24 protein-coding genes are annotated in these 26,325 nt (G+C 73.5%); 13 read left to right on the forward strand and 11 right to left on the reverse strand.

Annotation, left to right across the window (positions count from 1 at the left end; all coding sequences use genetic code 11):
* Positions 1 to 186 precede the first annotated feature (186 nt).
* Positions 187 to 681: a GNAT family N-acetyltransferase gene (locus ACWF9Z_RS31870; protein ID WP_453608007.1), complete on the forward strand. Its 495-nt coding sequence runs from the start codon at positions 187 to 189 to the stop codon at positions 679 to 681.
* A 25-nt stretch (positions 682 to 706) separates the two neighbouring features.
* Here the strand turns inward: ACWF9Z_RS31870 and ACWF9Z_RS31875 are convergent, their stop codons facing one another.
* Positions 707 to 964 (reverse strand): DUF6343 family protein, encoded by a 258-nt coding sequence (locus ACWF9Z_RS31875; protein ID WP_453608010.1) that lies wholly within the window; start codon positions 962 to 964, stop codon positions 707 to 709.
* 74 nt (positions 965 to 1,038) lie between these two features.
* The gene (locus ACWF9Z_RS31880) at positions 1,039 to 1,683 is read right to left on the reverse strand and encodes a hypothetical protein (RefSeq protein WP_453608013.1); all 645 of its coding nucleotides are present in this window, start codon (positions 1,681 to 1,683) and stop codon (positions 1,039 to 1,041) included.
* 312 nt (positions 1,684 to 1,995) lie between these two features.
* Here ACWF9Z_RS31880 and ACWF9Z_RS31885 point away from each other — a divergent pair, with 312 nt between their 5' ends.
* Positions 1,996 to 4,926, forward strand: coding sequence for an SNF2-related protein (locus ACWF9Z_RS31885; RefSeq protein WP_453608016.1), 2,931 nt, complete (start codon positions 1,996 to 1,998; stop codon positions 4,924 to 4,926).
* Positions 4,923 to 6,128, forward strand: coding sequence for an SWIM zinc finger family protein (locus tag ACWF9Z_RS31890; RefSeq protein ID WP_453608018.1), 1,206 nt, complete (start codon positions 4,923 to 4,925; stop codon positions 6,126 to 6,128). The genes ACWF9Z_RS31885 and ACWF9Z_RS31890 overlap by 4 nt, the downstream gene beginning before the upstream one ends.
* On the opposite strand, the gene ACWF9Z_RS31895 is transcribed toward ACWF9Z_RS31890, so the two are convergent.
* A complete protein-coding gene (locus tag ACWF9Z_RS31895; RefSeq protein WP_453608020.1) occupies positions 6,109 to 6,654 on the reverse strand; it encodes a hypothetical protein in 546 nt (181 codons plus the stop codon). The genes ACWF9Z_RS31890 and ACWF9Z_RS31895 overlap by 20 nt on opposite strands.
* A gap of 183 nt (positions 6,655 to 6,837) precedes the next feature.
* Between ACWF9Z_RS31895 and ACWF9Z_RS31900 the strand changes: the two genes are divergently transcribed.
* Positions 6,838 to 7,530, forward strand: coding sequence for a chaplin (locus ACWF9Z_RS31900; RefSeq protein ID WP_453608022.1), 693 nt, complete (start codon positions 6,838 to 6,840; stop codon positions 7,528 to 7,530).
* On the opposite strand, the gene ACWF9Z_RS31905 is transcribed toward ACWF9Z_RS31900, so the two are convergent.
* Complete coding sequence (locus ACWF9Z_RS31905; protein WP_453608025.1) at positions 7,523 to 8,206, reverse strand: DUF2293 domain-containing protein; 684 nt, start codon at positions 8,204 to 8,206, stop codon at positions 7,523 to 7,525. The two genes, ACWF9Z_RS31900 and ACWF9Z_RS31905, sit on opposite strands and share 8 nt — an antisense overlap.
* Before the next feature lie 227 nt (positions 8,207 to 8,433).
* Between ACWF9Z_RS31905 and ACWF9Z_RS31910 the strand changes: the two genes are divergently transcribed.
* Positions 8,434 to 8,760 carry a cupin domain-containing protein gene (locus ACWF9Z_RS31910; protein ID WP_453608027.1) on the forward strand — a complete coding sequence of 109 codons (327 nt, stop codon included), beginning with the start codon at positions 8,434 to 8,436 and terminating at the stop codon, positions 8,758 to 8,760.
* On the opposite strand, the gene ACWF9Z_RS31915 is transcribed toward ACWF9Z_RS31910, so the two are convergent.
* Positions 8,713 to 10,158, reverse strand: a complete 1,446-nt coding sequence (locus tag ACWF9Z_RS31915; RefSeq protein ID WP_453608029.1) for a WGR domain-containing protein — start codon at positions 10,156 to 10,158, stop codon at positions 8,713 to 8,715. The genes ACWF9Z_RS31910 and ACWF9Z_RS31915 overlap by 48 nt on opposite strands.
* A 91-nt stretch (positions 10,159 to 10,249) precedes the next feature.
* Here ACWF9Z_RS31915 and ACWF9Z_RS31920 point away from each other — a divergent pair, with 91 nt between their 5' ends.
* Together ACWF9Z_RS31920 and ACWF9Z_RS31925 are read left to right on the forward strand one after the other, a co-directional pair.
* Positions 10,250 to 10,927 (forward strand): uridine kinase, encoded by a 678-nt coding sequence (locus ACWF9Z_RS31920; protein ID WP_453608032.1) that lies wholly within the window; start codon positions 10,250 to 10,252, stop codon positions 10,925 to 10,927.
* A 182-nt stretch (positions 10,928 to 11,109) separates the two neighbouring features.
* On the forward strand, positions 11,110 to 11,745 hold the full coding sequence (locus tag ACWF9Z_RS31925; protein ID WP_453608035.1) for a hypothetical protein: 636 nt from the start codon (positions 11,110 to 11,112) through the stop codon (positions 11,743 to 11,745).
* 123 nt (positions 11,746 to 11,868) lie between these two features.
* Here ACWF9Z_RS31925 and ACWF9Z_RS31930 read toward each other — a convergent pair whose 3' ends face one another.
* Positions 11,869 to 12,747: a carbohydrate kinase family protein gene (locus ACWF9Z_RS31930; RefSeq protein WP_453608112.1), complete on the reverse strand. Its 879-nt coding sequence runs from the start codon at positions 12,745 to 12,747 to the stop codon at positions 11,869 to 11,871.
* Here ACWF9Z_RS31930 and ACWF9Z_RS31935 point away from each other — a divergent pair.
* Positions 12,724 to 12,846: a hypothetical protein gene (locus ACWF9Z_RS31935; protein WP_453608121.1), complete on the forward strand. Its 123-nt coding sequence runs from the start codon at positions 12,724 to 12,726 to the stop codon at positions 12,844 to 12,846. The two genes, ACWF9Z_RS31930 and ACWF9Z_RS31935, sit on opposite strands and share 24 nt — an antisense overlap.
* Positions 12,847 to 12,878: 32 nt before the next feature.
* Here the strand turns inward: ACWF9Z_RS31935 and ACWF9Z_RS31940 are convergent, their stop codons facing one another.
* On the reverse strand, positions 12,879 to 13,829 hold the full coding sequence (locus tag ACWF9Z_RS31940; protein ID WP_453608038.1) for a pseudouridine-5'-phosphate glycosidase: 951 nt from the start codon (positions 13,827 to 13,829) through the stop codon (positions 12,879 to 12,881).
* Between the two features lie 250 nt (positions 13,830 to 14,079).
* On the opposite strand from ACWF9Z_RS31940, the gene ACWF9Z_RS31945 reads away from it, so the two are divergent.
* Positions 14,080 to 14,469, forward strand: coding sequence for a cupin domain-containing protein (locus tag ACWF9Z_RS31945; RefSeq protein WP_453608041.1), 390 nt, complete (start codon positions 14,080 to 14,082; stop codon positions 14,467 to 14,469).
* Here the strand turns inward: ACWF9Z_RS31945 and ACWF9Z_RS31950 are convergent.
* From ACWF9Z_RS31950 to ACWF9Z_RS31960, 3 genes are all read right to left on the reverse strand, one after another.
* Positions 14,463 to 15,758, reverse strand: a complete 1,296-nt coding sequence (locus ACWF9Z_RS31950) for an MFS transporter (protein ID WP_453608044.1) — start codon at positions 15,756 to 15,758, stop codon at positions 14,463 to 14,465. The genes ACWF9Z_RS31945 and ACWF9Z_RS31950 overlap by 7 nt on opposite strands.
* Before the next feature lie 305 nt (positions 15,759 to 16,063).
* Complete coding sequence (locus tag ACWF9Z_RS31955) at positions 16,064 to 16,627, reverse strand: methylated-DNA--[protein]-cysteine S-methyltransferase (RefSeq protein ID WP_453608047.1); 564 nt, start codon at positions 16,625 to 16,627, stop codon at positions 16,064 to 16,066.
* A gap of 43 nt (positions 16,628 to 16,670) precedes the next feature.
* The gene (locus tag ACWF9Z_RS31960) at positions 16,671 to 17,555 is read right to left on the reverse strand and encodes a glycerophosphodiester phosphodiesterase (protein WP_453608050.1); all 885 of its coding nucleotides are present in this window, start codon (positions 17,553 to 17,555) and stop codon (positions 16,671 to 16,673) included.
* Between the two features lie 244 nt (positions 17,556 to 17,799).
* Here ACWF9Z_RS31960 and uvrB point away from each other — a divergent pair, with 244 nt between their 5' ends.
* The 4 genes from uvrB to ACWF9Z_RS31980 all read left to right on the forward strand — a co-directional run bounded on the left by uvrB (position 17,800) and on the right by ACWF9Z_RS31980 (position 23,940).
* Positions 17,800 to 19,959 (forward strand): excinuclease ABC subunit UvrB, encoded by a 2,160-nt coding sequence (uvrB, locus tag ACWF9Z_RS31965; RefSeq protein WP_453608052.1) that lies wholly within the window; start codon positions 17,800 to 17,802, stop codon positions 19,957 to 19,959.
* An 85-nt stretch (positions 19,960 to 20,044) separates the two neighbouring features.
* Positions 20,045 to 20,623: a TerD family protein gene (locus tag ACWF9Z_RS31970; RefSeq protein WP_123077559.1), complete on the forward strand. Its 579-nt coding sequence runs from the start codon at positions 20,045 to 20,047 to the stop codon at positions 20,621 to 20,623.
* 61 nt (positions 20,624 to 20,684) lie between these two features.
* On the forward strand, positions 20,685 to 22,667 hold the full coding sequence (locus tag ACWF9Z_RS31975) for a TerD family protein (protein WP_453608055.1): 1,983 nt from the start codon (positions 20,685 to 20,687) through the stop codon (positions 22,665 to 22,667).
* Positions 22,668 to 22,953: 286 nt separating this feature from the next.
* Positions 22,954 to 23,940: a TerC family protein gene (locus ACWF9Z_RS31980; RefSeq protein WP_453608058.1), complete on the forward strand. Its 987-nt coding sequence runs from the start codon at positions 22,954 to 22,956 to the stop codon at positions 23,938 to 23,940.
* Between the two features lie 99 nt (positions 23,941 to 24,039).
* Here ACWF9Z_RS31980 and ACWF9Z_RS31985 read toward each other — a convergent pair whose 3' ends face one another.
* On the reverse strand, positions 24,040 to 26,181 hold the full coding sequence (locus ACWF9Z_RS31985; RefSeq protein ID WP_453608060.1) for a hypothetical protein: 2,142 nt from the start codon (positions 26,179 to 26,181) through the stop codon (positions 24,040 to 24,042).
* Positions 26,182 to 26,325 lie beyond the last annotated feature (144 nt).

Consider the following 26,325-nt stretch of genomic DNA (forward strand, 5'->3'; position numbering starts at 1 on the left):
CCGACCACTGCTCATCAGAAAGATCCCCACGCCCCACACCATGATCATCACAGCGTGAGGCGTGGACCGGAACCCCTACCTAAAACACGGCCTAGGTGGGCGGGCCGTGAACACAATAGAATGCGCGCGACAGCTCGAAGCCTTCCGGTCCGCCGGAAGGCTTTTCGCGTTCTCGAGGAGGATCAGATGGCAGACCTGGCTGTCCGCAGAGCGGGCGCCGACGACCGGGACGTCCTGGAACGGCTCTGGCCGCTCTTCCTGCACGACCTGTCGGAGTTCCGGGGCGTCCTGCCGAACCCGGACGGAACGTACCGGCGCGAGTGGCTGGAGTCGGCGCTCGGCGATGCCACCTGGGCGGCCCATCTCGTCTGGTCCGGTGACCGACCGGTCGGCTTCGCGTTCGTCCGCGCGCTGGACCGCGAGGTGCGCGTGCTGAACAGCTTCTTCGTGGTGCGTGGGGCACGCAGGTCGGGCCTCGGGCTGCGGGCGGTGCGGTCCGTCCTGACCGCGCACCCCGGCCGGTGGGAGATCGCCTTTCAGGAGGAGAACGCGGGCGCGGCACGCTTCTGGCGTCGCGTCGCCTCCGCACTCGCGGGTGAGGCCTGGACCGAGGAGCGGCGACCGGTGCCCGGGAGGCCCGAACTGCCGGTGAACACGTGGGTCGCGTTCGAGGCGCGCTAGTGCCGCGCGACGTTGACGACAGCCCTCAGTGGCCGGGGGGCTCGTACGGCGGTACGTCCCGGCCGGGCTGGTAGTGCGGTCCCTGGCGGATGTGGCGGATCACGACGACCAGGTCGACGGCGGCCAGAACGGCGACGGCGGCGCAGGCCGCGGCCCACCCGGGCCGGGCGGCGAGCGAGAACACCGCCGCCCCGGCGGCGGCCCAGACCAGACCCCACAGGCTCAGCCAGAGGCGCAGCCGCAGCGGGCTGCGGGCGGTCACCGGCTCGTTTCCGGTTCGCATGGGCCATCACCTCTACGTGATCGACCGGGCCTGCCTCCTCTCCATGGTCCCACCCCGGGCGCGTCGCGTCCGCGTCAGGGACGGAGCTTGTCCACGGCGGTGGCGGTCGTCTTCTTGAAGGCGGGGACGGGCGCGTCGGCCAGGTTCCCCATCTGCCCCCACTTCACGACGGTCACGGTGGATCCGTCGCGCCCGATTCCGTAGAGGTGGACGCCGGGCTCGGAGTCCGGGATCGAGATGTTCACCCCGTAGACGTGCGCGCCCTCCTCGACGGGCAGCTTCCCGTAGTCCCGCCAGGAGGCCGTCCCGGCCGGTTCGGTCCGGAGCCAGTCCGCCGCGCAGGCGGCGACCTCGCGTTCCAGGGCGGTGGCGAGCGTGGCGGCCGCGCCGGCGGAGGAGGCGCGTACGGAGATCTGCACCGCGCCCGCGTCGGCCTCGGTGCCGAAGGTGCGGTACCAGCTGCCGGCCGCCGGGAGGACGCCGTCCAGGCAGAACGGGGCGGACTCGGGCAGGCCCTGGGCGACCGGGCCGGTGTACCAGGGGGAGGACGCGTGCGGGGGCAGGTCGGCGCCGCTCAGGAAGCCGGGCGCGGTGGCGGCCGAGGCCGTGGCCGTGGCGGAAGCGGGGGACGTGAGGGCGAGGGCGGTGGCGGCGGCCGTCGCCGCGAAGGCGGCGGTGATGCGTGCGGTGCGTGCGGTGCGTGCGGTGCGTCGGACCATGGTCGGTGCTCCCCGTGTCGGTCGGTGTGCTGGTGCAGCAGTGTGGCGATGCCCGAGGGGGCTCCGCCCGGGGCGGGCCGCAGGGCGTCGGTTTGGGACGAATCCGGGACAATGGGACGGTCGTGCGCTCCGTCTCGACGACGAGGGCCGTCCCTGGCGTATGTCCGCCGCCGTCGGCCGCCCGGCGTACGGATTCGCACACGGCTTCGTGGAAACGGGCAGCTCAGCGGCGTTGTCAGTGGCCGCGCCTAAACTCGACGGGAGAGGGGATCCACGAGGATCCCGCCGAATGCGGAGGGGGACGGTGTGGCCATGCGAGCGACGGCGCAGCCACGCGTGCCCGCCCTGACGGCGGCAGCGGTGGACCCGGCGGACCTGGTGGAGGCGGCGAGGCATGCGGCGCCGGTGGATCCCTCGGCACTCGCGGCCCTGACGCGCCACGCCGCCGTGTTCCTGCCCGCCGCGGTCCCCCGCGAGAGCCACTTCGCCTTCTGGGCACCCGACGGGGACCCGCTGCCCGCGGCCGGGACGCCGCAGCCGCTCACCGTGGTCCGTGCCCAGGGCGAGGGGGTCCGCAGCCGGACCGTTCCCGCCGTCACCCTGTCCGTCACCTCAGCGCTGCCGCTCCTCGTCCGCGCGGTCCGCGCGGTCCGCGCGGTCCGCGGCCCCGCCGTTCATCCCGCGACGCGCGCCTGGGGGACCGCCGCCGTCCAGGCGCTCACCCTCGTGGCCCGTGGCCGCCTGCTGCCCGGCCTGACCCCGGAGGGCATCGACGCCTGGCGGGCCGGGCCCCTGGACGCCGAGGACGTCGGGTACCTGCGCGCGGTCGCCGCCGCCCTGCCCCACGAGGGGTACGCCACCCCGCTGGCCGGCCGCCGCCCGCTCCACCTGCCCGAACCGGAGGCACTGGTCCGGGCGTTCCTCGACGCCGTCGCCGACAGCCTTCCCCGGACCCCGGCGGCGCCCTTCGCCGCGGGCCGCCCGTTCGCCGCCCAGGAGCCGCAGTACGTCCCCGGGATGCAGGAGTGGGCCGCGCAGGTCGCCTCCGGCGCGGACACCGGGGTCGGCATCTCGCTCCGCCTCGACCTGTCCTCCTTCCGGCTCTTCGACGAGGCGGAGGACGAGGACACCCGCCGTGCCGGTGCCGCCGTCGTCCAGGTGCACAGCCTCGCCGACCCGACCCTGGTCACGGACGCCTCGACGCTCTGGGCGGGCGCCGCCGCGGCCGGCTTCGGCCCCCGTGCCCGGGTCGACGCCGTGCTCGCGCTGCGCCGCGCGGCCCGGGTCTGGCCGCCGCTGCTGCGCCTGCTGGACCAGCCCGCCCCCGATGTCCTGGCCCTCTCGGACCCCGAGCTCGAAGACCTGCTGGGCCGCGCCGCGACCAGGCTGGCGGCCGCCGGAGTGCTGGTCCACTGGCCCCGCGAGTTCGCCCGTACGCTCTCGGCGACCGCGGTCGTACGTTCCACCGCGCCCGGTTCCGCCACCGACGGCACCGCCTTCTTCGACGCCGGGCACCTCTTCGCCTTCTCCTGGGAGCTGGCGCTCGGCGGCGACCGGCTCACCCCGGGGGAGATGGACGCCCTCGCGCAGGCCCACCGGCCCGTGGTGCGGCTGCGCGACCAGTGGGTGCGCGTCGATCCGGAGCTGGTGCGCAAGGCGCGCAAGCGCGAACTGGGGCTGCTGGACCCGGTGGACGCGCTGGCCACCGTCCTGACGGGGACGGCCGAGGTCGACGGGGAGCCGGTGGCCGTCGTACCGGTGGGGGCCCTGGCGGCCCTGCGGGAGCGGCTGACCGGGGAACTGGCCCCGCTGCCCCAGCCGGCCGCGCTGAAGGCCACCCTGCGCGACTACCAGGCGCGCGGCCTGGCCTGGCTGGACCTGATGACCTCGCTCGGTCTCGGGGGCTGCCTCGCCGACGACATGGGGCTGGGCAAGACCGTCACCCTGATCGCGCTCCACCTGCACCGCGACCGCCCCGAGCCGACGCTCGTCGTCTGCCCGGCCTCGCTGCTGGGCAACTGGCAGCGGGAGATCGAGAAGTTCGCCCCCGGCACGCCGGTGCGCCGCTTCCACGGCGCCGGCCGCAGCCTGGAAGGGACGGACGGAGGATTCGTCCTCACCACGTACGGGACGATGCGCGCGGGAGCGGCCCGGCTGGCCGAACAGTCCTGGGGCATGGTCGTCGCCGACGAGGCGCAGCACGTCAAGAACCCGCACTCGGCGACCGCGAAGGCGCTGCGCACCATCCCGGCGCCTGCCCGGGTGGCACTGACCGGTACCCCGGTGGAGAACAACCTCTCCGAGCTGTGGGCGCTCCTGGACTGGACCACGCCGGGGCTGCTCGGGCCGCTCACCACGTTCCGGGCCCGGCACGCCCGGCCCGTGGAGCACCAGCAGGAGGAGGACGGCGGCAACGAGGAGGCGGTCGCCCGGCTCGCCGCGCTGGTGCGGCCGTTCCTGCTGCGGCGCAAGAAGTCCGATCCGGGGATCGCGCCCGAGCTGCCGCCGAAGACGGAGACCGACCACCCCGTGTCCCTCACCCGCGAGCAGGTCTCGCTCTACCAGGCCGCGGTCGACGAGGCGATGGCCGTGATCGGCGCGAGCGAGGGCATCGAGCGGCGCGGCATGATCATGAAGCTGCTGGGCTCGCTCAAGCAGATCTGCAACCACCCCGCGCAGTACCTGAAGGAGGAGGACCACACCCGGATCGCGCACCGCTCCGGGAAGCTGGCCCTGCTGGACGAACTGCTCGACACGATCCTGGCCGAGGGCGGCTCCGTGCTGGTCTTCACGCAGTACGTCACGATGGCCCGGATCCTCGAACGCCATCTGACGGCGCGCGGGATCTCGCACCAACTGCTGCACGGCGGCACGCCGGTGGCCCGCCGCGAGGAGCTCGTGGACCGCTTCCAGGCGGGGGAGGCCCCCGTCTTCCTGCTGTCGTTGAAGGCGGCGGGAACCGGGCTGAACCTGACCCGGGCCGGCCACGTCATCCACTACGACCGCTGGTGGAACCCGGCCGTCGAGGAGCAGGCCACCGACCGCGCCTACCGCATCGGCCAGACCCAGCCCGTCCAGGTCCACCGCATCATCGCCGAGGGCACCGTCGAGGACCGGATCGCGGAGATGCTCGAGGCGAAGCGGGCTCTGGCCGATGCCGTGCTCGGTTCCGGCGAGTCGGCGCTGACCGAGCTGAGCGACCGCGAGCTGGCGGACCTCGTCTCCCTGCGCAGGCCCGCGTGATCACCGCGCGGGACGACCGCCGCCGCACGTTCGAGACGGTGCCGCCCGGGGTGGAGGCCGTCAGCTGGTGGGGCCGGGCCTGGGTGTCGGCCCTCGAAGCGGTGGCCCGCGACGGCGCCCGCCTGGCCCGCGGGCGGACGTACGCGGCCGAGGGCCACGTCGACGCCGTCACCATCACCCCGGGCCGGATCGTGGCCTACGTACGGGGCAGCCGGCCGCGCCCGTACCGCACCGAGCTGTCCTTGCCCGCCTTCGCGGACGCCGACTGGCGCGAGCTCCTGGAGGCGGTCGCGGCCGACCCGACGGCGCTCGCCGCGCTGCTGGAGCGGGACGTCCCGGAGTCGCTCGCGGAAACGGTCCTGCCCGGCGCGGGCGAGCTCGTCCCGCACTGCTCCTGCCCGGACGTCGGCCGCCCGCCGTGCAAGCACGCCGCCGCCCTCTGCTACCGGGCGGCCCGGCTCCTGGACGCCGATCCCTTCGTCCTCCTGCTGTTGCGCGGACGCGGCGAGCGGGAGCTGCTGGAGGAGCTCACCCGCCGCAACGCCGCCCATGCCGCGCGCGAACAGCCCGACGGGGCGCCGGACTTCCCCGGTGTGCCGGCCCGCGCGGCGCTCGCCCGCGCCGTCCTGCCGCCGCTGCCCGCCCCGCCGGCCGTGCCGGCCGCCGTCGGGCTGCCGCCCGCCTGTCCGGCCGATCCCGCGGCCCCGGATCCGCTCGCCCTGGACCAGCTCGCCGGGGACGCGGCCGCCCGGGCCCTGGCCCTGCTCACCACCGCCGAGGATCCGATCGGCGGCCTGACCCGCTGGCAGGACGCCGTCCGGCTGGCCTCGGCGCACCCCACCGCGGGGCTCACCGGCGCCGCCCGCGTGCTCTACCGGGACCTGGCCCGCGCCACGGGCCGGAGCACCACCGACCTCGCCCGGGGTGCGGCGGCCTGGCGGCAGGGCGGCCTGCCCGCCCTGATCGCCCTCGAAGAGCCCTGGGACCCCCCGGCGGGCCCCTTCGACCGGGCCCGTCCGATCCTCCTCGCCGCCGCCCAGGGTCCCTTCCGTCCCGACCGCAACCGCCTCACGGGCACCTCCCGTCAGCTCCGCCTCGGCCGCGACGCCCTCTGGTACGCGTACGAGAACCGCCTGGGCGACGACGACTGGTGGCCCGCGGGCAGCCCCTCCCCGGATCCGGTCACCGCCCTGCGGCGCTGAGCCCCGCCGCCCAGGTGGTCAGGGTGGCGAAGTCCGCCGGGCGCAGGCCCTGCCGGGGGTGGACGCGCAGGAGCAGGGCCGGGCCGGGGTGGTGCGCGGCGACCCAGACGCGGTCGCGGGGCGTGATCATGTCGTCGACCCAGGCGAAGGGCCGGCCCGCCGCCCAGGCGGTGAGGTGGCGGGTCTTCCAGGAGAGCCCGTCGGGGTCGTCGGCGAAGAGTTCCGGCCACTCGATGACGGGAAGATCGGTGGGTAGTCCTATGTGCGGGGAGATCATCGTGTTGGCCTCGTGCATCCAGGTGGTGGCCCAGGCGAGTTCGTACGGCAGGGAGAGCAGGCGGGGTCCGTGGGCGGGATGCAAGCGCACCCGCAGGCCGCGTCGGGCGCTGCGGGAATCCGGTGTGCGAGAGGACATCCAGACCGTCGGCCGCATCCGGTGGCTGGTGTAGCCGCGGAGGCCCGCGAGGCGGGAGCGGAACGGGTTCAGGGGTCCGTCCACGTCGAGGAGAAGCAGCGGATTAGTCATGAAGTAGGAATTACCCAGTACACGATGGGGTGAAATGCCTATCGCCGCTATAACCCGAACGTGTTTACCGCGTTGTTTCCGGTACGGGTGCAACGCCCGTGACTCCTCCGGAAAGCAGGAAAACTGATGCGTCACAGTCGTCGGAATGGCTTGATCGCGGCGGTGGTTGCGGGAGGTGGACTGGTGGCCGCGGGGGTGGGCGGCCTCGCCCACGCCGACGCGAACGCGGGCGGACAGGCCGAGCGTTCGCCGGGGCTACTCTCGGGGAACCTCGTGCAACTGCCCGTGCACACCCCGGTGAACGTGTGCGGGAACACCGTGAGCGTGGTCGGCCTCCTCAACTCGGCCGCCGGGAACCGGTGCGCCAACGGGACCCCGGGCGCCAGCCGTTCCGGGAACGCCGGGAACGCCGGGAACGCCGGGCCGTCCCGGTCCTCGCACTCCTCGCAGCCCGGTGCGGGAAACGGTGCCGGAATCAACGGGGGGAACAGCGGGGGGAATTCCGGGGGAGCGGTGGCCGAGGAGCGCGGAAAGGATTCTCCCGGGCTGCTCTCCGGCAACGGGCTCCAGCTCCCGGTCGACCTGCCCGTCAACCTCAGCGGCAACGCGGTGAGCGTCGTCGGCGTCGGCAACTCCTCGGTGGGCAACACCTCCGTCAACGGCGAGCAGCCCCCCACCGTCGCCGAGCCCGTCCGGCCGCCCGTGGACGTCCGTCCCGTCACCCCGCCGTCCCCGCCGTCCCCGACGCCCCCGCAGCAGGACGGCCCCTCGGCGCTCGCCCACACCGGGGCCGACGGCGCCGGCTACCTGCTGTCCGGAGGCGGAGTCCTGCTGCTCGGGGGAGTGCTGCTCTACCGCCGCTTCCGGCTCAGCTGACGGCCCGGCGGCGGGCGGCCGCTCCGGGCTCCGCCCGCCAGCCGTCGAGGACCGCGTCGATCCGGGGCGCCAGCCGGGCCCGGGCCGCGAACCGGGGCACGCCTTCCATCAGCAGGGAGTCGTACTCGGTGTCGAGGTGCCGCACGGCCGCCCGGACCGCCGCGTACACGGCCGGCTCGTCGAGAGCCCGGCCGGCCGCGCTGCGGCCGACCCGGCCGCTGCCGCGCACCGAGGCGTGCGCGGCGATGGCCCGCGCCCGGTCGGCGGGGCAGCCGGGGAACAGCCGCAGGATCTCGGCGGCGAAGGCCGCCGTGAAGCGGGTGTCCTCGGCCTCGCGGCGCAGCCGGTCGCGGTCGCGGCGGCGGGCCCGCGCCTCGGCGTCCGCGAGGCAGGCCCGCTCCGCGCGGGCGAGGGCGGAGTCCTCGACGAGCAGGCCCAGACGCTCGTAGCGGCGGCGCCGTCTGTGGAAGCGCAGGACGACGGCGGAGAGCGAACTGGCCTCGTGCGCCCGGCGGGTGAGGGCCGTGTCCCCGCGCGGCAGGTAGACGAGGTGCCCGAGGTCCGCGCAGTCGAGGCAACGGGGTACGCCGGCCTCGCGGACGAGACGGCGGAGCGGACCCTGCCGGCATCCCGCGCAGTGGATCTGTTTCGTCGACTCGAACACGACCAGGCTCATGGAGGAGTGATACCGCCGTCCGGGCCTTATATCACCTTTTCTGCATGGGGAGTTGTGCTTTCGCCGCGTCTTCCCGCCCCCTCATGCCGTCGTCCTACCGTCGGTCGAGCGGGTTGCGGCGGGCGCCCATGGAGGAGGCGCACGTGGGTGGAGGGCAGGCGACGGCACGACGCCCGAGGGCAAGGTCAAGGGCGGCGCGCTCCGCGGCGCGGTCCGCCTCCGGCCTGGTGACGAGGGAGGTCGCCCTCGGGCCGGGCGGCAGCACCGGCTGGCACTACCACCAGGTCCCGCTGATGGCCTTGGTCAGGTCCGGGACGCTGACCCGGATCCTGAGCGACGGCACGGTCGAGGTGCACCACGCCGGCACCCGCTTCGTCGAGCCGGCCGGCATCCACCACGTCCACCTCGGCCGGAACCTCGGCGCGGAGCCCGTCGTCCTGCGGATCACGGCCGCCCTGGCCGAGGACGCCCCCTTCGCGCTCCCCGTCGAGACTCCGGCGCACGCCTCAGACGAGTCGGCGTATCTCCCCGCGGACCCGGTAGAAGCCACCTGAAGCCGGGTGCAGCCCGTCCACCACGTACCGCGCGCCCGGGACCCGGATCCCCCGGGGGAACTGCACGTTCCAGGAGGGCTCGAAGCCGCCCGACAGCACCTGGACGCGCATCCGGTTGCCCTGCTGCACGCACTCCACGACCACGCCGCCCGGGGGCACCGAGGCCACCGACACCGTCGCCACCGCGGCGGGCGTCGCCGCCGGGGTGTAGACGGGCAGGGCGGCCGCGGACTTCACGTCCACCGCCGTCGGCACCGAGCCCTGCCGGGCGGCTGCGATGGCCGCCTCGCTCGCGTCCACGCACACCAGCGAACCGTCCGTGGTCACCAGGTACAGCCGCTCGTCCAGGTACTGCATGGACAGCGCGGCCCCGCTGCCGGTGCCCAGCTTCCACAGCCGGCGCCCGTCGGCGTCGAAGCAGTACACCGAGGACGCGAGGTCACCGGCGAAGACGTGCCGGCCGTCCGGCGAGGTCGCGCACGAGTACACCGCCGCGTCGCACCGGTAGGAGGCCTCCACCGCGCCCGTGGCCTTCGACAGCCGCTGCACGGTGTTCCGGCCGGTCCCCGCGTACACCGCGTGGTCCTCCTGCCAGCCGAACAGCACCGAACCGTCGGTCGCGGTGTGCCACAGCTCCCGCCCGCCGTCCGGCGCGTAGGCCGTCACGCCCTTGCTGTGGCCGTGGTAGACGGCGCGCTCGTCCGCGCGCACCATCCAGGCGTTGCTGCCCGAGGACCGCCGCGACCACTGGAACTCGTCCTCGTGGTCGATGACCGTCAGCCCGCCGCTGCGGTCGGACACGGTCAGCACGCCCTCGCGGATGTCGAGCCAGAAGATGTCCACGTCGGCCGCGATGTCGTACGCCCCGAACGGCACCTTCGACGACAGGTCGTACACCGTGCCGTCGTCACAGCCCGCGTAGATCCAGAACTCGTCCGCCACCAGGCATTTCACCCCGTCCGGCAGCGAGTAGCGGGCCAGTACCTCACCGCCGTGGCTCAGGGTGTAGACGTCGCCGGCCTGGTTCCCGACCCAGCAGCGGTCCTCGTCGACGTGGATCCCGAAGGCCGAGGAACCCGTACGGAACCGCCACAGCACCGGTGCCGCCGCGCCCGCCGTCGACGGCGTGGACGTCACCTGCCGGCGCGTCACCGACCGGGCCGCGCGGCCGCCCCGCACCGCCGGGGCGTAGCCCTTGCGGACCTTCTCGCCGACCTTCTTGGCGGCGGCCGCCCGTGCCTTCTCCACGGTCGGGAAGGAGGCGTTCTGCAGCTGGCCGTCGGCGCCGATCCGGCCGTACCGCACGGAGACGGCCGTGCCGTCCACGGTCACCTCGTAGAACTTGTGGGCACCGCCGTCGTCCTGCGACAGCTCCAGATACGTCGTTTCGGCAGCCATGACAGACCCCTCCCCCAGGCCGGGCCGCCGGCTCCTGTGCGCCGGTGATCCCTCGTCAAAAACGTTAGGGGCCACCACTGACAATGGGCTCGTGCAGCTGGAAGCGATCACATGGCAGCGGATGGCCGAGCGCCTCGCCGGTCACCTCGAGGACGGCGCGGGGGACGGCGCGGGCGAGGGTGCGGGCGGCGGCGAGGCCGTCTGGCGGCGGGTGGGCATCGACGGCGCGCCCGCCGCCCGCACCGCCGTGCTCGCCGGGGAACTGGCCGAGGCGTTGCGCCCGCGCGGCCGTCCGGCCCTGGTGGTGGCGACCGAAGGCTTCCTGCGCCCGGCCTCCCTCCGCTTCGAGTTCGGCCGCGAGGACGTCGACTCCTACCTCGAGGGCTGGTACGACACGGCCGCGCTCTGGCGCGAGGTCTTCGGACCGACCGACCCGGGCGGGACCGGCCGGGTGCTGCCCGACCTCTGGGATCCGGCGACCGACCGCGCGACCCGCAGCCCCTACGTCGAACTGCCGCCTGGCGGGGTGCTGATCGTGCACGGCCCGCTGCTCCTGGGCCACTGGTTCCCCTTCGACCTCAGCGTCCACATCAGCCTCTCCCCGGGGGCGCTCGCCCGCCGCACGGAGCAGTCCGACCGCTGGACGCTGCCCGCCTTCGCGCGCTACGAGGCGCAGACCGGTCCGGCGGACCTCGCCGACGCCCTGGTCCGCGCCGACGACCCGCGCCACCCCGCCTGGACGGGCCTGCGCGGAGCCCGCGACGGCTGACGCGGGGCCCGCAGCCCTCCGCACGCAGCCGCGCCGTCACGGATTTCCGCGAACGGCAACAAGGGGATCCCGGCCCGGTGACGAACGGTTCAGGCCATCGCCCTGTCCGTTACCGGCCGCTACGTTGACGGCACGCTACGACGGCGGCCACCCGGTGGCAGCCCCGGCAGAGGGAGACGGCCATGCGTGCACACCGCCCGGCAGTGCGGGACTCGAGACGGATGCGCGGGCAGGCGGCGCTGGCCGCGCTCGCCCTGTGCGGGGCCCTGGCCCTCACGGGCTGCAACGGAGACGACGGCAGCGGAGGGCCGGGGCCGGGAGCCTCCGTCGCGAGCCCCACCGGCAGCCCGGCGGCCACGCCCTCCCCCTCGGCCCCGGTGACCCCCTCGAAGTCCCCGAAGAAGCCGACCCCGACCGCTCCGAGCGCCACCGCGGCGGGCGCCACGAAGACGCCCGCACCCGGTTCCGCCTGCGACCACAAGATGCCGGTCTCGCCGGACGAGATCGCCGTCTACCGCTACACGCCCGAAGGCGGAGCCCACAGCCTGATCCTCAAGCACGGCCACTGGGGCTGTGCCGCACCCGGCGCCGACGCCGCCCCCTTCGAGACGGTCGGCAAGGAGACGTACCTCAACATCGCCGAGGACGCCAAGATCACGGCCGTCACCCCGATCGTCGCGAGCACGGTGAGCCAGTCCATCACGCTCCAGCAGCTCATCGACTGGCTGATCGCCCACCCCGACCAGGGCCGCGTGTTCCGCTACCACCTGAACGCCGAGGGAGTCATCGACGCCCTCGACCAGCAGTACACCTCGTAGTACCTCGCGTCACCCGCGTCACCCGCGTCACCTCGTGGTACCGCGTAGGGCCCCGCAAGACTGCGTGACGGCTCGTCACACCTCGTGGCGGGCCGCCGAGCCGGTCCGGTGCCGGGGTTTTCCCTACGGCCGTCCGCCCAGTCGTGTCACCGCCTCCGCCGCCGCCCGGCACCCCGCTCCGGCGGCCCAGGCCGATCCCGCGCCCGCCAGCCGGGCCGCCAGGAAGGCGCCGGTGAACGCGTCCCCGGCGCCCGTGGAGTCCACCGCCTCGGCGCTCTCCGCCGCGACCTCGGCCGTCACCCGGCCGTCCTCGGCGATCAGCGCCCCGGCCACGCCCCGGGTGACCACCACCAGCGGCACCCTGCGGCTCAGCTCCGCCGCCGCCCGCGCCACCCCGCCCGCCTCGGTGGACCCGGTGGACCCGCTCAGCCCCGCCAGCAGCAAGGCCTCGTCCTCGTTCGGCAGGAGGACGCCGGCCCCCGCCACGGCATCGAGGAAGCGCTCCGGACCCAGCACGGCCAGGAACCCGGCCGACGCCGGGTCCACGCTCACCGGTACGTCCCGGGCGCGGGCCGCCCGCAGCGCCACCCGGGCCAGGTCCCGGCTGCTGTCGGCGAAGAACAGATAACCGGACAGGTGGAGATGGGCCGCTCCGTCCAGCAGTTCGGGCACCCAGTCCTCGGGGGCGAGCCGCAGCGAGGCACCGCTGTCGGTCAGGAAGGTCCGCTCCGCGTCCCGGCCGACCAGCGCGACCACCGTGCCGGTCGGCTCGGCCGGGTCGATCACCAGGGTCGGCCGCACCCCCGCGTCGAGCAGGGCCCGCTCGTGCCACCGGGCCGTTTCGCCGCCCACCCGCGCGAGGAGCCGCACGTCCGTGAGCCCCGTACGGGCCGCCCAGCAGGCGGCGTTGGCCCCCGCGCCGCCCGGCAGGGTCCGGATCCGGGCCGGGGTGTCGGTGGCCGGGGCCAGGGGCTCCGCATGCACCGCCACCACGTCGGTCACCACATCCCCGACGACCAGCAGGGCACCCGGCCCGCCGGTCGCACGGCCCCGGCCGGTGGCGTCACCGCCGCGCACGTCACCGCCGCCCGGCCCGCCTGAAGCCGGCCCGCCTGAGGCCGGTCCGCCTCCGGTCACGGCCGCGCCGCCCAGGCCCGCGCGATCCGGGCCCCGAGGCGCACGTTTCCGCGTACCGCCGCCAGGTTGGCCTCCAGCGAGGCCCCGCCCGTCGCACGCACCAGGAACCCCAGCAGGAACGGTGTCACCGCCTGCCCCGTGATGCCCCGCTCCCTGCACTCCGAGAGCGCCTCGGCTAGCACCCGGTCGTGCAGTTCCGGATCCAACTGCTCGGCCTCCGGCACCGGATTGGCGACCAGCAGCGCCGACTCCGTTCCGCCGAGGGCGTCCTGGGCGGCCATCACCGCCGCCACCTCCGCGGGCTGGTGCACCGTCCAGTCCACCGGCTCGCCGGAGTCGGCCAGGTAGAACCCGGGGAAACGATCCGTCCCGTATCCGAGCACCCCCACCCCCAGCGTCTCCAACCGCTGCAGCGTCGCCGGCACGTCCAGGATCGACTTCACCCCCGCGCACACCACCGTGATCCGTGTCCGCGCCAGGAGCGACAGGTCCGCCGACTCGTCCTGCGACCCTGTCCACTCCCGGTGGACGCCGCCCAGACCGCCCGTGGCGAAGACCCGCAGCCCCGCCCGCGCCGCCAGGAAGGCCGTCGCGGACACCGTCGTCGCGCCGGTCGCCCCCGTCGCCAGCGCGGGCGCCAGATCCCGATGGCCCAGCTTGCGCACGCCCTCGCCGCTCGCGATCCGCTCCAGCCGTGCCGTGTCCAGTCCCGCGTGGGCCACGCCGTCGATGACCGCGATCGTGGCCGGAACGGCTCCCTCCGACCGGACCAGCTCCTCCAGTTCCCGGCCCACCGCCAGATTGCGGGGGCGCGGCAGGCCGTGCGCGAGGATCGTCGACTCCAGCGCGACGACGGGCTGCCGCCGGGCGAGGGCCTCGCGCACCTCCTCCGACAGGACCGGTACGGGGGCCTCGGGCGATGACGACGCTGCTGTGTGCTGTGACATGTCCCCATCCCTGGCACGGGATCCGGGGCCCCAAACGCGTCGCCGCCGACCGGGCGCGAACCTGTCCGAGTAGCGTCCCCCGTGAGCGGCGTGAGCGGTAGCTGCGGGATGGGCGCCCGGGGCCCGCGCGATGTCCCACCCGCTGGGGCACCGGCCCGCCGGGGCTCGACAGGGTGACGCGCCGGGAAGGCGCGCGCTGGACGCTCTGGTCACCCCGGGGTGCGGTGCGCCCGGATTAGGCTGGCGCGCCATGAGCACCAATGATCACAACGCCGCCCCGTCCGCCGCCCCCGCTTCCTTCGCCGTCTCCGTACCGGACCTCCCGGACACGGAACTGGAGCGCGAGGACCTCGATCCCGCGCAGGTCCTCTCCGGGGATCCGGTGGTGACGGGCAAGGTGCTGTGGGAGGCAGCGGACGGCTCGCAGGTGCGCGGGATCTGGCAGATCACCCCCGGCGTGGTCACCGACACCGAGGCCGACGAGCTGTTCGTGGTGGTCAGCGGCCGCGCCACCATCGCGGTGGAGGGCGGCGCGACGCTGGAGGTCGGGCCCGGCTCGGCCTGCGTGCTGCGGGAGGGCGACCGGACCACCTGGACCGTCCACGAGACGCTCCGCAAGGCGTACCACATCTCCTACTGAGCCGGTGCGGACGCCTTCACCGGGTGGCGGCGCGAGGTGAACAGCGCGAGCGCCGCCATCGGCAGGAGCAGCGCGGCGCCGACCGCGTTGAGCCAGCCGTAGCCCGCCTGGGACATGATCAGCCCGGCGACCGCGCCGCCCACGCCGGCGGCCGTGTTCATCGTCAGGTCGCTCAGTCCCTGTACGGCGGCCCGCGCGGGCTGCGGCACCGAGTCGGTCAGCAGCGCCGACCCGGACACCATGCCCGCGGACCAGCCGAGGCCGAGCAGGAACAGTCCGGCCGCGCTCTGGGCGTGATGCGGGCCGGCCGTGCCGGCGAGCAGCGCGGCCACCGACAGCAGCCCGGCCGCGAGGCCGATCACGGACAGCCGGCCGAGCCGGTCGGCGAGCCAGCCCATCACCGGTGAGAAGGCGAACATGCCGGCGATGTGCCCGCTGATGACCAGCCCGATGAGCTGCAGCTCGGCGCCGTGGTGGCTCAGGTCGACCGGGGTCATCACCATGATCGAGACCATGGTGGTGTGGGACACCGCGATGGTGACCAGCGCGAGCCGGGCCCGGGGGGAGGCCTTGACGGCCGCGAAGCCGGCGCGCAGCGAACGCCCGGCGCGGGTCTGCTCCGCGGGCGCGGCGAGCGCGCGGGCCGTCAGGAGCGGGTCCGGGCGCAGGAGTACGGCGATCAGGGCGGCGGTGAGCAGGAAGACGGCGCCGGCCCAGACGAAGGGCCCCGCCATCTCGGGTATGGAGGTGCCGGCGAAGCTGCGGCTGGCGGGGGCGGAGAGGTTGGGGCCGAGCACCGCGCCGAGGGTGGAGGCCCAGACGACCAGGGAGATGGCCCGGGCGCGGCGGCTGGGCTCGGCGAGGTCGGAGGCGGCGAAGCGGGCCTGGAGGTTGGCGGAGGACGCGGCTCCGAAGGCGGCCATGCCGAGCATCAGGAGCGGGAAGCTCTTGACCGAGGCGGCGAGGACCACGAGGGCCGCGCCGGCGGCGCCGATGAGGTAGGCCAGGACCAGGCCGGGGCGACGGCCGCGGGCGGTCATCAGGGCGGCGAGCGGGAGCGAGACCAGGGCCGTCCCGATCACGGCGGCGGTGGAGGCGAAGCCGGACAGCGACTCCGTGCCGCTGATCTCGGTGGCGAGTACCGGGGCCAGGGCGATGCTGACGGGGACCCCGATCCCGCTGAGCATCTGGCTGGCGATCAGCACGCCGGAGGTGCGGCGCTGGAGCCGGGGCAGGTCGGCCAGGGTCACCGACGTGGCGGTCCGGTCGGCGGTGGGCTCGGCGCTCACGCGGTCGGCCCCTGACCGGGACGCGGACACGGGAGCGTTACGGGCGCGGGCGCGGGCGCGGCAGCAGTAGTCACCGCCGCAGTTTCGCACCCCTTACCGCCTGGCGGAACCGAGTAAGCGGCCGCCGGGACCGGGACCCCGGCGGCGGGTCTCCGCGCCTGACAGGAGGTCTGCGGACGGGCGGCGGAATCCGCGTCGTCGTCGGCGGCGGAACACGAAACGGCGGAGGCGACGGAACCGCGTCGGCGGGGGCGGCGGGGCGGACAGAGTGTCGGACGCGGACCTCGCGTCCGAAGTGTCCGAGGTCAGAACAGCGGCGGCGGGAGCACGCCCTCCAGGGCGAGCAGGACGCGCTTGGTCTCCACGCCGCCGCCGAAGCCGCCGATGCCCCCGTCGTTCTCCACGACCCGGTGACAGGCCACCACCAGCGGCAGCGGGTTCGAGCCCATGGCGTTGCCGACGGCCTGCGCCGCGCCCGGCTGGCCGACGCGTGCGGCCAGCTCCCCGTAGCTCACGACCGCCCCGTAGGGCACCGAACGGTCCAGCTCCCGCAGGACCTGCCGGTTGAAGCCGGAGCTGAGCCGCCAGTCCAGCGGCAGGTCGAAGCGGCGCAGGGTGCCGGCGAAGTACGCGGTCAGCTGGCGTATCGGCTCGGCCAGCAGGACCTCCTCGCCCGACGGCGGATGCCAGGCGTCGGCGCCGAGCCGGGAGATCAGCGCGCCGGTCATCCGCGCGGTCCGGTCCGGCCCGGCATGGAACTCGACCCGGACCAGACCCTCCGGGGTCGCGGCCAGGAGGAGGGGCCCGATGTCGCTGGGGACGACGGTCCATTCGAGGCGCGGCCCGCGGGGCCGCTCGGTGCTGTCCACCCCTTCACGGTACGGCCACCCGCCGACAGCGACGGTCCCCGGTTCAGTACCCGCCCACCGCGTTCCGTACGACATCGGGCTTGTTGGTGATGATCCCGTCCACGCCCATGTCCTGGACCTTCCGGGCGGTCTCCGCGTCGTCCACGATCCAGGTGTCCACCTCCATCGCCTTGCCGTGGGCGCCGAGCAGTCCGTGCACCGCCGCCACCCAGTCCTCGTCGATCGTGGTGTACCAGGGGTTGATCCGGTCGGCGAACTGGGCGTACCGGGGCAGATCGGCCACGGGCGGGGTGCCGAGGAAGGCCGTCACGAGGTCCGGGCGCAGCTCGTGCACGATGCGCACGGACTCGGCGCTGAAGCTCTGGACGACCAGCCGGCGGCTCACGTGGTTCTCGTCGAGCCAGCCGGTGTCGGCCAGCACCCGCAGGGTCTGCTCCTCGATCCCGGGGTAGATCTCCGGCTTCTTGATCTCCAGGAGCAGCCGCTGCCGGTTGCGCTGCACCCGGTCCATGTACTCCCGCAGGGTCGGCACGCGGGCGCCCGCGAACCGCGGCGCGAACCAGCTGCCCGCGTCCAGCCCCCGGATCTCCTCCGCCGTGAAGTCCTTGACGCGCCAGGGCTTGCGGTCGGGGTACACCTGCTCGACGTCGGTGGTGCGGGCCAGGGTGTCGTCGTGGATCACCACGAGCTCGCCGTCCTTCGTGCGCTGGACGTCGTTCTCCACCCACTCGATGCCCATGACCATGGCGAGGTCGATCGCCTCGAGGGTGTTCTCCGGCGCGTACGCCGAGGCCCCCCGGTGGGCGTACACGATCGGGTTGGAGAGCCAGTCCGGACCGGGCGCCGCGGAGGCGGCCGTCGCGCCGAACACGGTGAGGGTGAGTCCCAGGATGGCGGCGGTGGCCGCGGCGACGGGTCGGACGTACATGCGCGTTCTCCTCGGTCGTGAGCCCTGCTCCTGCCTCAAACGGGTGTGGAGCGGCATTTGTTGCGGCAGTGCACGTGCGGGATTGCGGTTTTCGACGGTCTTTCAGGGAGAGCCGTGTACGGCGATCATGGGGTTGAAGATCGTGGGGGCGCCACCGAACTACGACAAACGGACCAGACGACCCGCACGGATCCGACGGGCCGCGGGAGCGTGGAGTGTCAGTGGAGGGTCGTACGGTTGACCCATGCGGCCCGTATCGAAGATCGAACGCACGGTGGCGCCTTTCGAGGTCGTCAGTTCCTACCAGCCCAGCGGTGACCAGCCGACGGCCATCGCCGAGCTGGAGAAGCGCATCCGTGCAGGTGAGAAGGATGTCGTGCTGCTCGGCGCGACCGGAACCGGCAAGTCGGCGACCACCGCCTGGATGATCGAGAAGCTCCAGCGGCCCACGCTGGTGATGGCACCCAACAAGACGCTCGCCGCCCAGCTGGCGAACGAGTTCCGCGAGCTCCTGCCGAACAACGCCGTCGAGTACTTCGTCTCGTACTACGACTACTACCAGCCCGAGGCCTACGTACCGCAGTCGGACACCTACATCGAGAAGGACTCCTCGATCAACGAGGAGGTGGAGCGGCTGCGCCACTCCGCGACCAACTCCCTCCTCACCCGGCGCGACGTGATCGTCGTCGCCTCCGTGTCCTGCATCTACGGCCTCGGCACCCCGCAGGAGTACGTGGACCGGATGGTCCCCCTCAAGGTGGGGGAGGAGATGGACCGCGACCAGCTGCTGCGCCGCTTCGTGGAGATCCAGTACACGCGCAACGACGTGGCCTTCACCCGGGGCACCTTCCGCGTGCGCGGCGACACCATCGAGATCTTCCCGGTCTACGAGGAACTGGCCGTCCGCATCGAGATGTTCGGCGACGAGATCGAGGCGCTGTCCACCCTGCACCCGCTGACCGGCGAGGTGATCAGCGACGACCGCGAGCTGTACGTCTTCCCCGCCAGCCACTACGTCGCCGGCCCCGAGCGCATGGAGAAGGCCGTCCGCGGCATCGAGACCGAGCTGGCCGAGCGCCTCGCCGAGCTGGAGAAGCAGGGCAAGATGCTGGAGGCGCAGCGGCTGCGCATGCGCACCACCTACGACCTGGAGATGATGCGCCAGATCGGCTCCTGCTCCGGCATCGAGAACTACTCGCTGCACATGGACGACCGCGAGCGGGGTTCGGCGCCCAACACCCTCATCGACTACTTCCCCGAGGACTTCCTCCTCGTCATCGACGAGTCGCACGTCACGGTCCCGCAGATCGGCGCGATGTACGAGGGCGACGCCTCCCGCAAGCGGACCCTGGTCGACCACGGGTTCCGCCTCCCGTCGGCCCTGGACAACCGGCCGCTGAAGTGGGAAGAGTTCCAGAAGCGGATCGGCCAGACCGTCTACCTGTCGGCCACCCCGGGGAAGTACGAGCTCTCGCGCGGGGACGGCTTCGTCGAGCAGATCATCCGCCCGACCGGCCTCATCGACCCGGAGGTCGTGGTCAAGCCCACCGAGGGGCAGATCGACGACCTCGTGCACGAGATCCGCCAGCGGGTCGAGAAGGACGAGCGGGTCCTGGTCACCACCCTCACCAAGAAGATGGCCGAGGACCTCACCGACTACTTCCTCGAGCTCGGCATCCAGGTCCGCTACCTGCACAGCGACGTCGACACCCTGCGCCGCATCGAGCTCCTGCGCGAGCTGCGCGCCGGCGAGTACGACGTCCTGGTCGGCATCAACCTGCTGCGCGAGGGCCTCGACCTGCCCGAGGTGTCGCTGGTGGCGATCCTCGACGCCGACAAGCAGGGCTTCCTGCGCTCCGGCACCTCCCTGATCCAGACCATCGGCCGCGCGGCGCGCAGCGTCTCCGGCCAGGTCCACATGTACGCGGACAGCATCACCCCGGCCATGGCGCAGGCGATCGACGAGACCAACCGGCGCCGCGAGAAGCAGGTCGCGTACAACACGGCCCACGGGATCGACCCGCAGCCGCTGCGCAAGAAGATCAACGACATCGTGGCGACGATCGCCCGCGAGGAGCTCGACACCGAGCAGCTCCTCGGCACCGGGTACCGCCAGACCAAGGACGGCAAGGCCGTCAAGGCGCCCGTCCCGGCGCTGGGCGGCAAGGCGGCCGGACCGGCCAAGGCCGGCGCCAAGGGGGCCAAGGGCGCCAAGGGCGCGAAGGCCGGCGTGGTGGCGACCGACCGGCCCGCCGCCGAACTGGCCTCGCTCATCGAGCAGATGACCGAGCGGATGCGCGGCGCGGCCGCGGAGCTCCAGTTCGAGGTCGCGGCCCGGATCCGGGACGAGGTGAGCGAGCTGAAGAAGGAGCTCCGGCAGATGAAGGAAGCGGGCCTCGCCTGACCCGGAGGCGGTCAGTAGGGTTGGCACCAGCCGCAGGTACACGCTGCGCACCCACATCGGGGCGGGCTAGGAGAGGGGACAGCGCGTGACGGTCAACATGACCAAGGGTCAGGCCATCAGTCTGCAGAAGGCGGACGGAGGCACGCTGACCGCGGTCCGGATGGGCCTGGGCTGGCAGGCGGCCAAGCGCCGTGGGCTCTTCGGCTCGCGGACCCGGGAGATCGACCTCGACGCGTCGGCGGTGCTCTTCGCCGACAAGCAGCCCGTGGACGTCGTGTTCTTCCGGCACCTGCAGAGCGACGACGGCTCGGTGCGCCACACCGGTGACAACCTCGTCGGCGGTGTCGGCCAGGGCGGGGACGACGAGTCGATCCTCGTCGACCTGCAGCGCGTGCCGGTGCACATCGACCAGATCGTCTTCACGGTGAACTCCTTCACCGGCCAGACGTTCCAGGAAGTGCAGAACGCGTTCTGCCGCATCGTCGACGAGACCAACGGCCAGGAGCTGGCCCGCTACACCCTCGACGGCGGCGGCCAGTACACCGCGCAGATCATGGCGAAGGTGTCGCGCGTCGGCAGTGGCTGGCAGATGACGGCCCTCGGGAATCCGGCCAACGGGCGGACCTTCCAGGACCTGATGCCGGCGATCCTGCCGCACCTGTAGGACGAAGCACGGCGCAACCGACGGCACGGCAGAAGAACGGGTACGGGGGAGGGGCTGCACGATGACGGCCGAACTGGTCCGGGGGCAGAACCACCCCCTGTCCCGGAGCCGGGTGGAGGTCAGGGTCTCGGCGGGCACACCGGTGCTCGCCCTGGTCCAGGTCTGCGACGACGCGGGCCGGCTCGCCGGGCCCGGAGCGGTGGCCCACCCCGGCGCCCGGACCCTGCCGGGTCTCGAGGCGTCCGAGGGGGTCTCGGCGCGGCACCGCGTGGTCGTCGACCTCGACGCGGTCGGTCCGGCCGTGCACCGGGTCGGTGTCGTGCTCGTCCTGCCGCCCGGCGGTCCGGCGCGCTTCGGAGCGGTCCCGGCGTCCTACGTGTCCCTGGCCGAACCGGAGGGCGCCGAGCTCGCCGGGTACACGCTGACCGACCTGGATTCCGAGACCGCGGTCCTCGCCCTGGAGCTGTACCGGCGCCAGGGCGCCTGGAAGGTCCGCGCCGTCGGTCAGGGGTACGCCGGCGGGCTCGGCGCGCTGCTCGCCGACGCCGGCCTGAGCGCCCCGGCGGCCGCCGAGCTCGCCGCCGCGGCGACGGGACTCACGGCGCCGGGCGACATCACCCTGGCGGCCCTGCCGACCGGGACGACGCCCACCGTGCCGCGCGGCCTGCGGGCCCCGGCCCCCGCCCCCCACCAGGCCCCGGCGCCGGACGCGCCGCCGGCCCCGGCGTCTCCCGCGCCCCCGGATCCGCTCCCGGCCTCGGGGTCCCCCTACGCGGGCACGCCCGGCGGAGACACCGCCGGCGGACCCCCCACGATCAGCTACGCCCACCCGCGCCGCCGCACCAGCACCGAACCGCCCGAGCCCGCCCCGCGCGCCGCCGCGCCGGCGCAGCCCGGCGAACCGCCGCGGCCCGTCGCCGGGGACGCGAGCGGCTGGTCCATGGAAGAGCGGCTCTACAACCAGGTGTGGGGCATGTTCGAGGACATGGCCCGCTCCGTCGCCGCCTACCGCGGCGCCGTCGAGTTCGCCGACTCCCGCATGGACCGCGAGCTCGACGAGGCGCTGTCCGACCCGCGCCACCGCCTCGGCGGCTCCGGCAACGCCGCCCGCGACACCGCCCGCGCCCGCCGTGACGAGCTGGTCGCGCGGGCGCAGGCCGCCCTCGACCGGGACCTCGACCAGCTCACCGCCGAGGCCGAGGTGGTCGAGCCCGCGCTGCCGGCCCCGTACGCCCGCTGGGACAACCCGGTCTGGCACGACCCCCGGTCCGCCGCCCCGCCCGCGGAGAGCCCGCTGGCCCTGCGCCTCGGCGACCTGCACCTGCCCGAGCGGCCCGGCCTGCGCATCCCCATGCTGGTCCGGGTCCCGCTGGAGCGCGGGCTGTGGATCGACAACGGCCGCACCGGCTCCGAGGCCGCCATGGCCATGGACACCGACCGGCTGCGCCGGGCCGCCATGGACATGGCCGTCGCGCACGCCGCCCGGCTGCTCGCCGCCCATCCCGCCGACCGGCTCGCCGTCCACGTCATCGACGCGGCCGGCGCCGGAGCCGCCGCGCTGGCTCCGCTGGTGCGCGCCGGGGTGCTGGCCGGGCCGCCCGCCGCCGGGGCCGCGGGGGTCACCGAGACCCTGGAGCGGCTGACCCGGCGCGTGGACCTCGTACAGATGGCGGTGCGGGCCGGGGCTCCCGAAGACCTGCCGCCCGATGTGGACACGGCCGATCAGCTGCTGATCGTGCACGACTTCCCGCACGGGTTCGACGACCGGGCCGTCACCCGTCTGCGCTACCTCGCCGATGAGGGGCCGGCGGTCGGCGTCCACCTGCTGATGGTCGCGGACCGTGACGAGGCCTCGGCCTACGGGCCGCTGCTGGATCCGCTGTGGCGCTCGCTGATGCGGCTGTCTCCCGTGCCGGACAATCACCTCGCCGACCCCTGGGTCCACCATGCCTGGACCTTCGAACCGGACCTGCCCCCGCAGGGCAGCCGGGTCCTGGACCAGGTGCTGGAGCGGGTGACGGCGGCCAGGCGGGCCGCCGGGTAGCCGGGTGGCCGCCGGCAGCGCCCGGCGGCGGCCGCCCACCGCTCCCCTCCGGATGACCGGTCACTGACCAGTTCTTGGTTTCCCCTTTACCTTCCGCGGACATGCCGGGTACCCTGGTGAGCGCGGAGGGGAGTATTCCTGCTTTCCTGTACGGCGTGCCCGTCAATACGGACCGTGACCGGTCCCGGGGCGCCGGCCCGCGGCCTCCCGGCCGTCAGGGTGGAAGAGACCTCCGGCAGCGATGACGCTGACACAGTGCTGAGCCATCTGCCGGAGGCATGTAGCCGTGGACGTTTCCTTGACCCTCTGGGTGCTGACCATTCTTGGTCTGGGCATCCTCATCGGCGCCGATTTCTTCATCGGCCGCAAACCGCACGACGTTTCCATGAAGGAAGCGGGCATCTGGACGGTCGTCTGGATCGCCCTCGCCGCACTCTTCGGCCTCGGCCTGCTGTTCTTCGGACACGGCCAGGCCTCCCAGGAGTTCTTCGCCGGGTTCATCACCGAGAAGTCCCTGAGCGTCGACAACCTCTTCGTCTTCGTCCTGATCATGGCGAAGTTCGCGGTCCCCTCGCAGCTCCAGCAGCGCGTCCTGCTGGTGGGCGTACTGATCGCCCTCGTCCTGCGCGCGATCTTCATCGCCGCGGGCGCCACGATCATCGCCAACTTCTCGTGGGTCTTCTACCTCTTCGGCGCGTTCCTCATCTACACCGCGTGGAAGCTGATCCAGGAAGCCCGCAAGGACGAGGAGGACGAGGAGTTCGAGGAGAACCGCCTCCTCAAGTCGATCGAGAAGAAGTTCGGCGTCGCCGACCGCTACCACGGCACGAAGCTCTTCATCCGGGAGAACGGCAAGCGGATCCTGACCCCGCTGATGATCGTCATGCTCGCCATCGGCACCACCGACGTACTGTTCGCCCTGGACTCGATCCCCGCGATCTTCGGCCTCACCCAGGACCCGTACATCGTCTTCACCGCCAACGCCTTCGCCCTGATGGGCCTGCGCCAGCTGTACTTCCTCATCGGCGGCCTGCTCGAGAAGCTGGTCCACCTCAGCTACGGGCTCTCCGTCATCCTCGGCTTCATCGGCATCAAGCTCGTGCTGCACGCCCTGCACGAATCGGGCCTCCACGTCCCGCAGATCTCCATCCCGGTCTCCCTGGGCGTCATCTGCGGAGTCCTCGTGATCACCACGATCACCAGCCTGATCGCCTCGAAGAAGCAGGCGGCGACCGAGGCCGCCGCCTCGGAGCCCAAGAGCGTCGACGCCTGACGCCGCGTCCGTCCCCCGCTCCACGCCGAAGGCCGACCCGGGTGCACAGCCCGGTCGGCCTTCGCCGTTCGTTCGGGGGCACGATCCGAAAGAGACGGGCTACGCCGGTCCGAGGTCCAGGATGTGCTCCGGGACGGCCCGCAGGTGCCGCAGGATCTGCGTCACGCCATGGCTCAGCCTCTGGGCGTCCTCGCCTTCCATGGCCTGCTCCAGCCCCGCGAGAGTCGCCCGGTCGGACATGGATCCGAGGTGCTCGGGAAGGGCCTTGACCGCATCGGCTATGGCGGCGATCTGGTGCTCCAGGTCGATCCGCAGCCGGCGCAGGACGTCCATGTCGGATTCCTCGGCCGCCTCGGTCGGGGCGGCGGGGTCGACGACGGTCAACGCGTGGGCGCCGTTGACGGTGAAGGGTGGCTGGTCGTCGTACGGAGGCTCGCCGTCCCCTTGTGGTTCCGCGGGGCCCCGCGTGCCGCGCGGCCGGGTCCCGGACTCCTTCGTGAAGGTCCGGTTGAACCAGGCGCGGGTCGCCCGCTTGTCGATGGGCGCGCCGTTCTCGTCGACCTGGAGGGGGTGCCGGTCACCCTCGTCCATGGCGAGCGAGAGCTCCCGCAGCAGTCCGACGGCCTGGGCCGGATTCATGCGCATGGCGTGGATGCTGTTCGTGACGCTCCGCCGCACCTTGTCGGCCTGGACGCCGTCGTCGTCGATCTTCTGCCCGGCGATCGATCCCCGGTCGGCGTCGACGATGTCGTAGGCGGCGAGCCAATGCGGAGCCCGGTAGGCGAGCAGTTCCTCGAAGGCGTCGAGATCCGTGTCCGCGGCGGCGAGCAGCTCCCGCAGCGGACGGCCGGAGAGAGTGATCCCCTGCCGGGCCGTGTTGCGGGGGAGGATCTCGGCGACGCGGGGGTTCCAGGGCTGCGGGTAGGACTCGGAGGTCAGCGCGGACCAGGCGCGGACCCGTCGGTTCACGTCCTTCGAGCTGAGCTGCGAAGGTGCCGGCTCTCCTAGGGCCACCCGGATCTGACGCCGTTTGGCCATCTCCGCCTCGGTGGGGAAGAGCTCGGTGAGCAGCCGCATCGAACGGGCGTCGCGGAGCTCCGAGACCGAGGCGTCCGCGGGGACGCCGGGGAGCGCGCTGATGGGTGCGAGACCCGCGAGTACGTCGGCGACCGTGTCGTCCAGCAAGCGGTACGCGGTGTACGCGCCCAGGACGCCGCGGCCCAGGGCGCGGCCCCGGTCGTTGGGCCCGAACTCGAGGGGCGGGTGCACGTGATCGCGCCGGTTGTTGCCCTGCACGATGCGGAACAACCGCTCGGGCGTCGGGCAGCCGATGACGAGCTGACCCTCGACGGAGGAGATCTCCTTGGCGCGCTGGGCCCGGCTGTCCGTTTCGCCGGCCTTCTCCGCCTCCGTGTACTCGGCGTTCAGCAGCTCCGAGAACTGCTTCAGCCAGAAGGAGGGGTTGACCGAGATGTCCTTGCTGTCCTCGTGGCCCAGTTTCCGGAAGGGCACTCCGGTGAGGACCTCGGCCGAGGTGATGCCGAAGAGCTCCTGGCGGTACTTCGTCCGGTTGTTGCCGCGCACGGCCATCCAGCCCCAGTACGAGGCGGGAAACCTCGGCGTGCCGTCGGGCAGTTCAGGGGGGTTCTCCGTCAGCGTCACGTGCTGCGGGACGTACATGCAAGGCTCCACCTGGCCGTTGAGCACCAGGTCTTCCTTGAGGTCGTAGGTGCGCATGACGTCGCGGTTGGTCAGTGCGTTGACCGCCTGGTCGACGCACCTGATCAGGGACTCCCGGTCGGTCACGGCGCTCTCCAGCGCGGCGAAGGTCAGCTCCGAGCCGTTCTCCGTCACACGCTTCCAGGAATGGACCGTGGAGAGGGCGCGCCCGGAGTTCTGGCTCGGCCCGGGATTGACGACCGAACGCCACGAGGAGCTGATGCGTTCGTTGTGTTCCCACACGATGCCGCCGACCCCGTGCATGCGGACGGTCGCGGTGAGGACGCGGCCGGCGTCGGTCGGCACCCAGCGGCAGCTCGCGGGGCGCAGGCGCCGGACGCCGTCCGGTTCCTCCTCCGGGGTGGTCAGGGCATCCTTCGGGCGGACGATGAAGGGAGCGATCTGCTCCAGCGCACCGCGGGGAGTGTTGACGCCCGGGGTGGCGAGCACCGCGTCGACCCACCGCTCCTGCCACTCGCTCGGGGCGGGGGCGGGGAACGGGGCGAGGGGGGGAGCGGACATGGCGAGCCTCCGGATTCGGTGACGAGCGGTGCGACCACGGCGTGGGGCGGGGGGGGGGGGGGGGGCCCCCCCCCCCCCGCGGCGGGGCCCGGGCGGCGGCGCGCGGCCGGGAGGGACCCCCACACCCCGCGCAGCGCCCCGGGG

Source organism: Streptomyces sp. NPDC054961 (assembly GCF_053609145.1).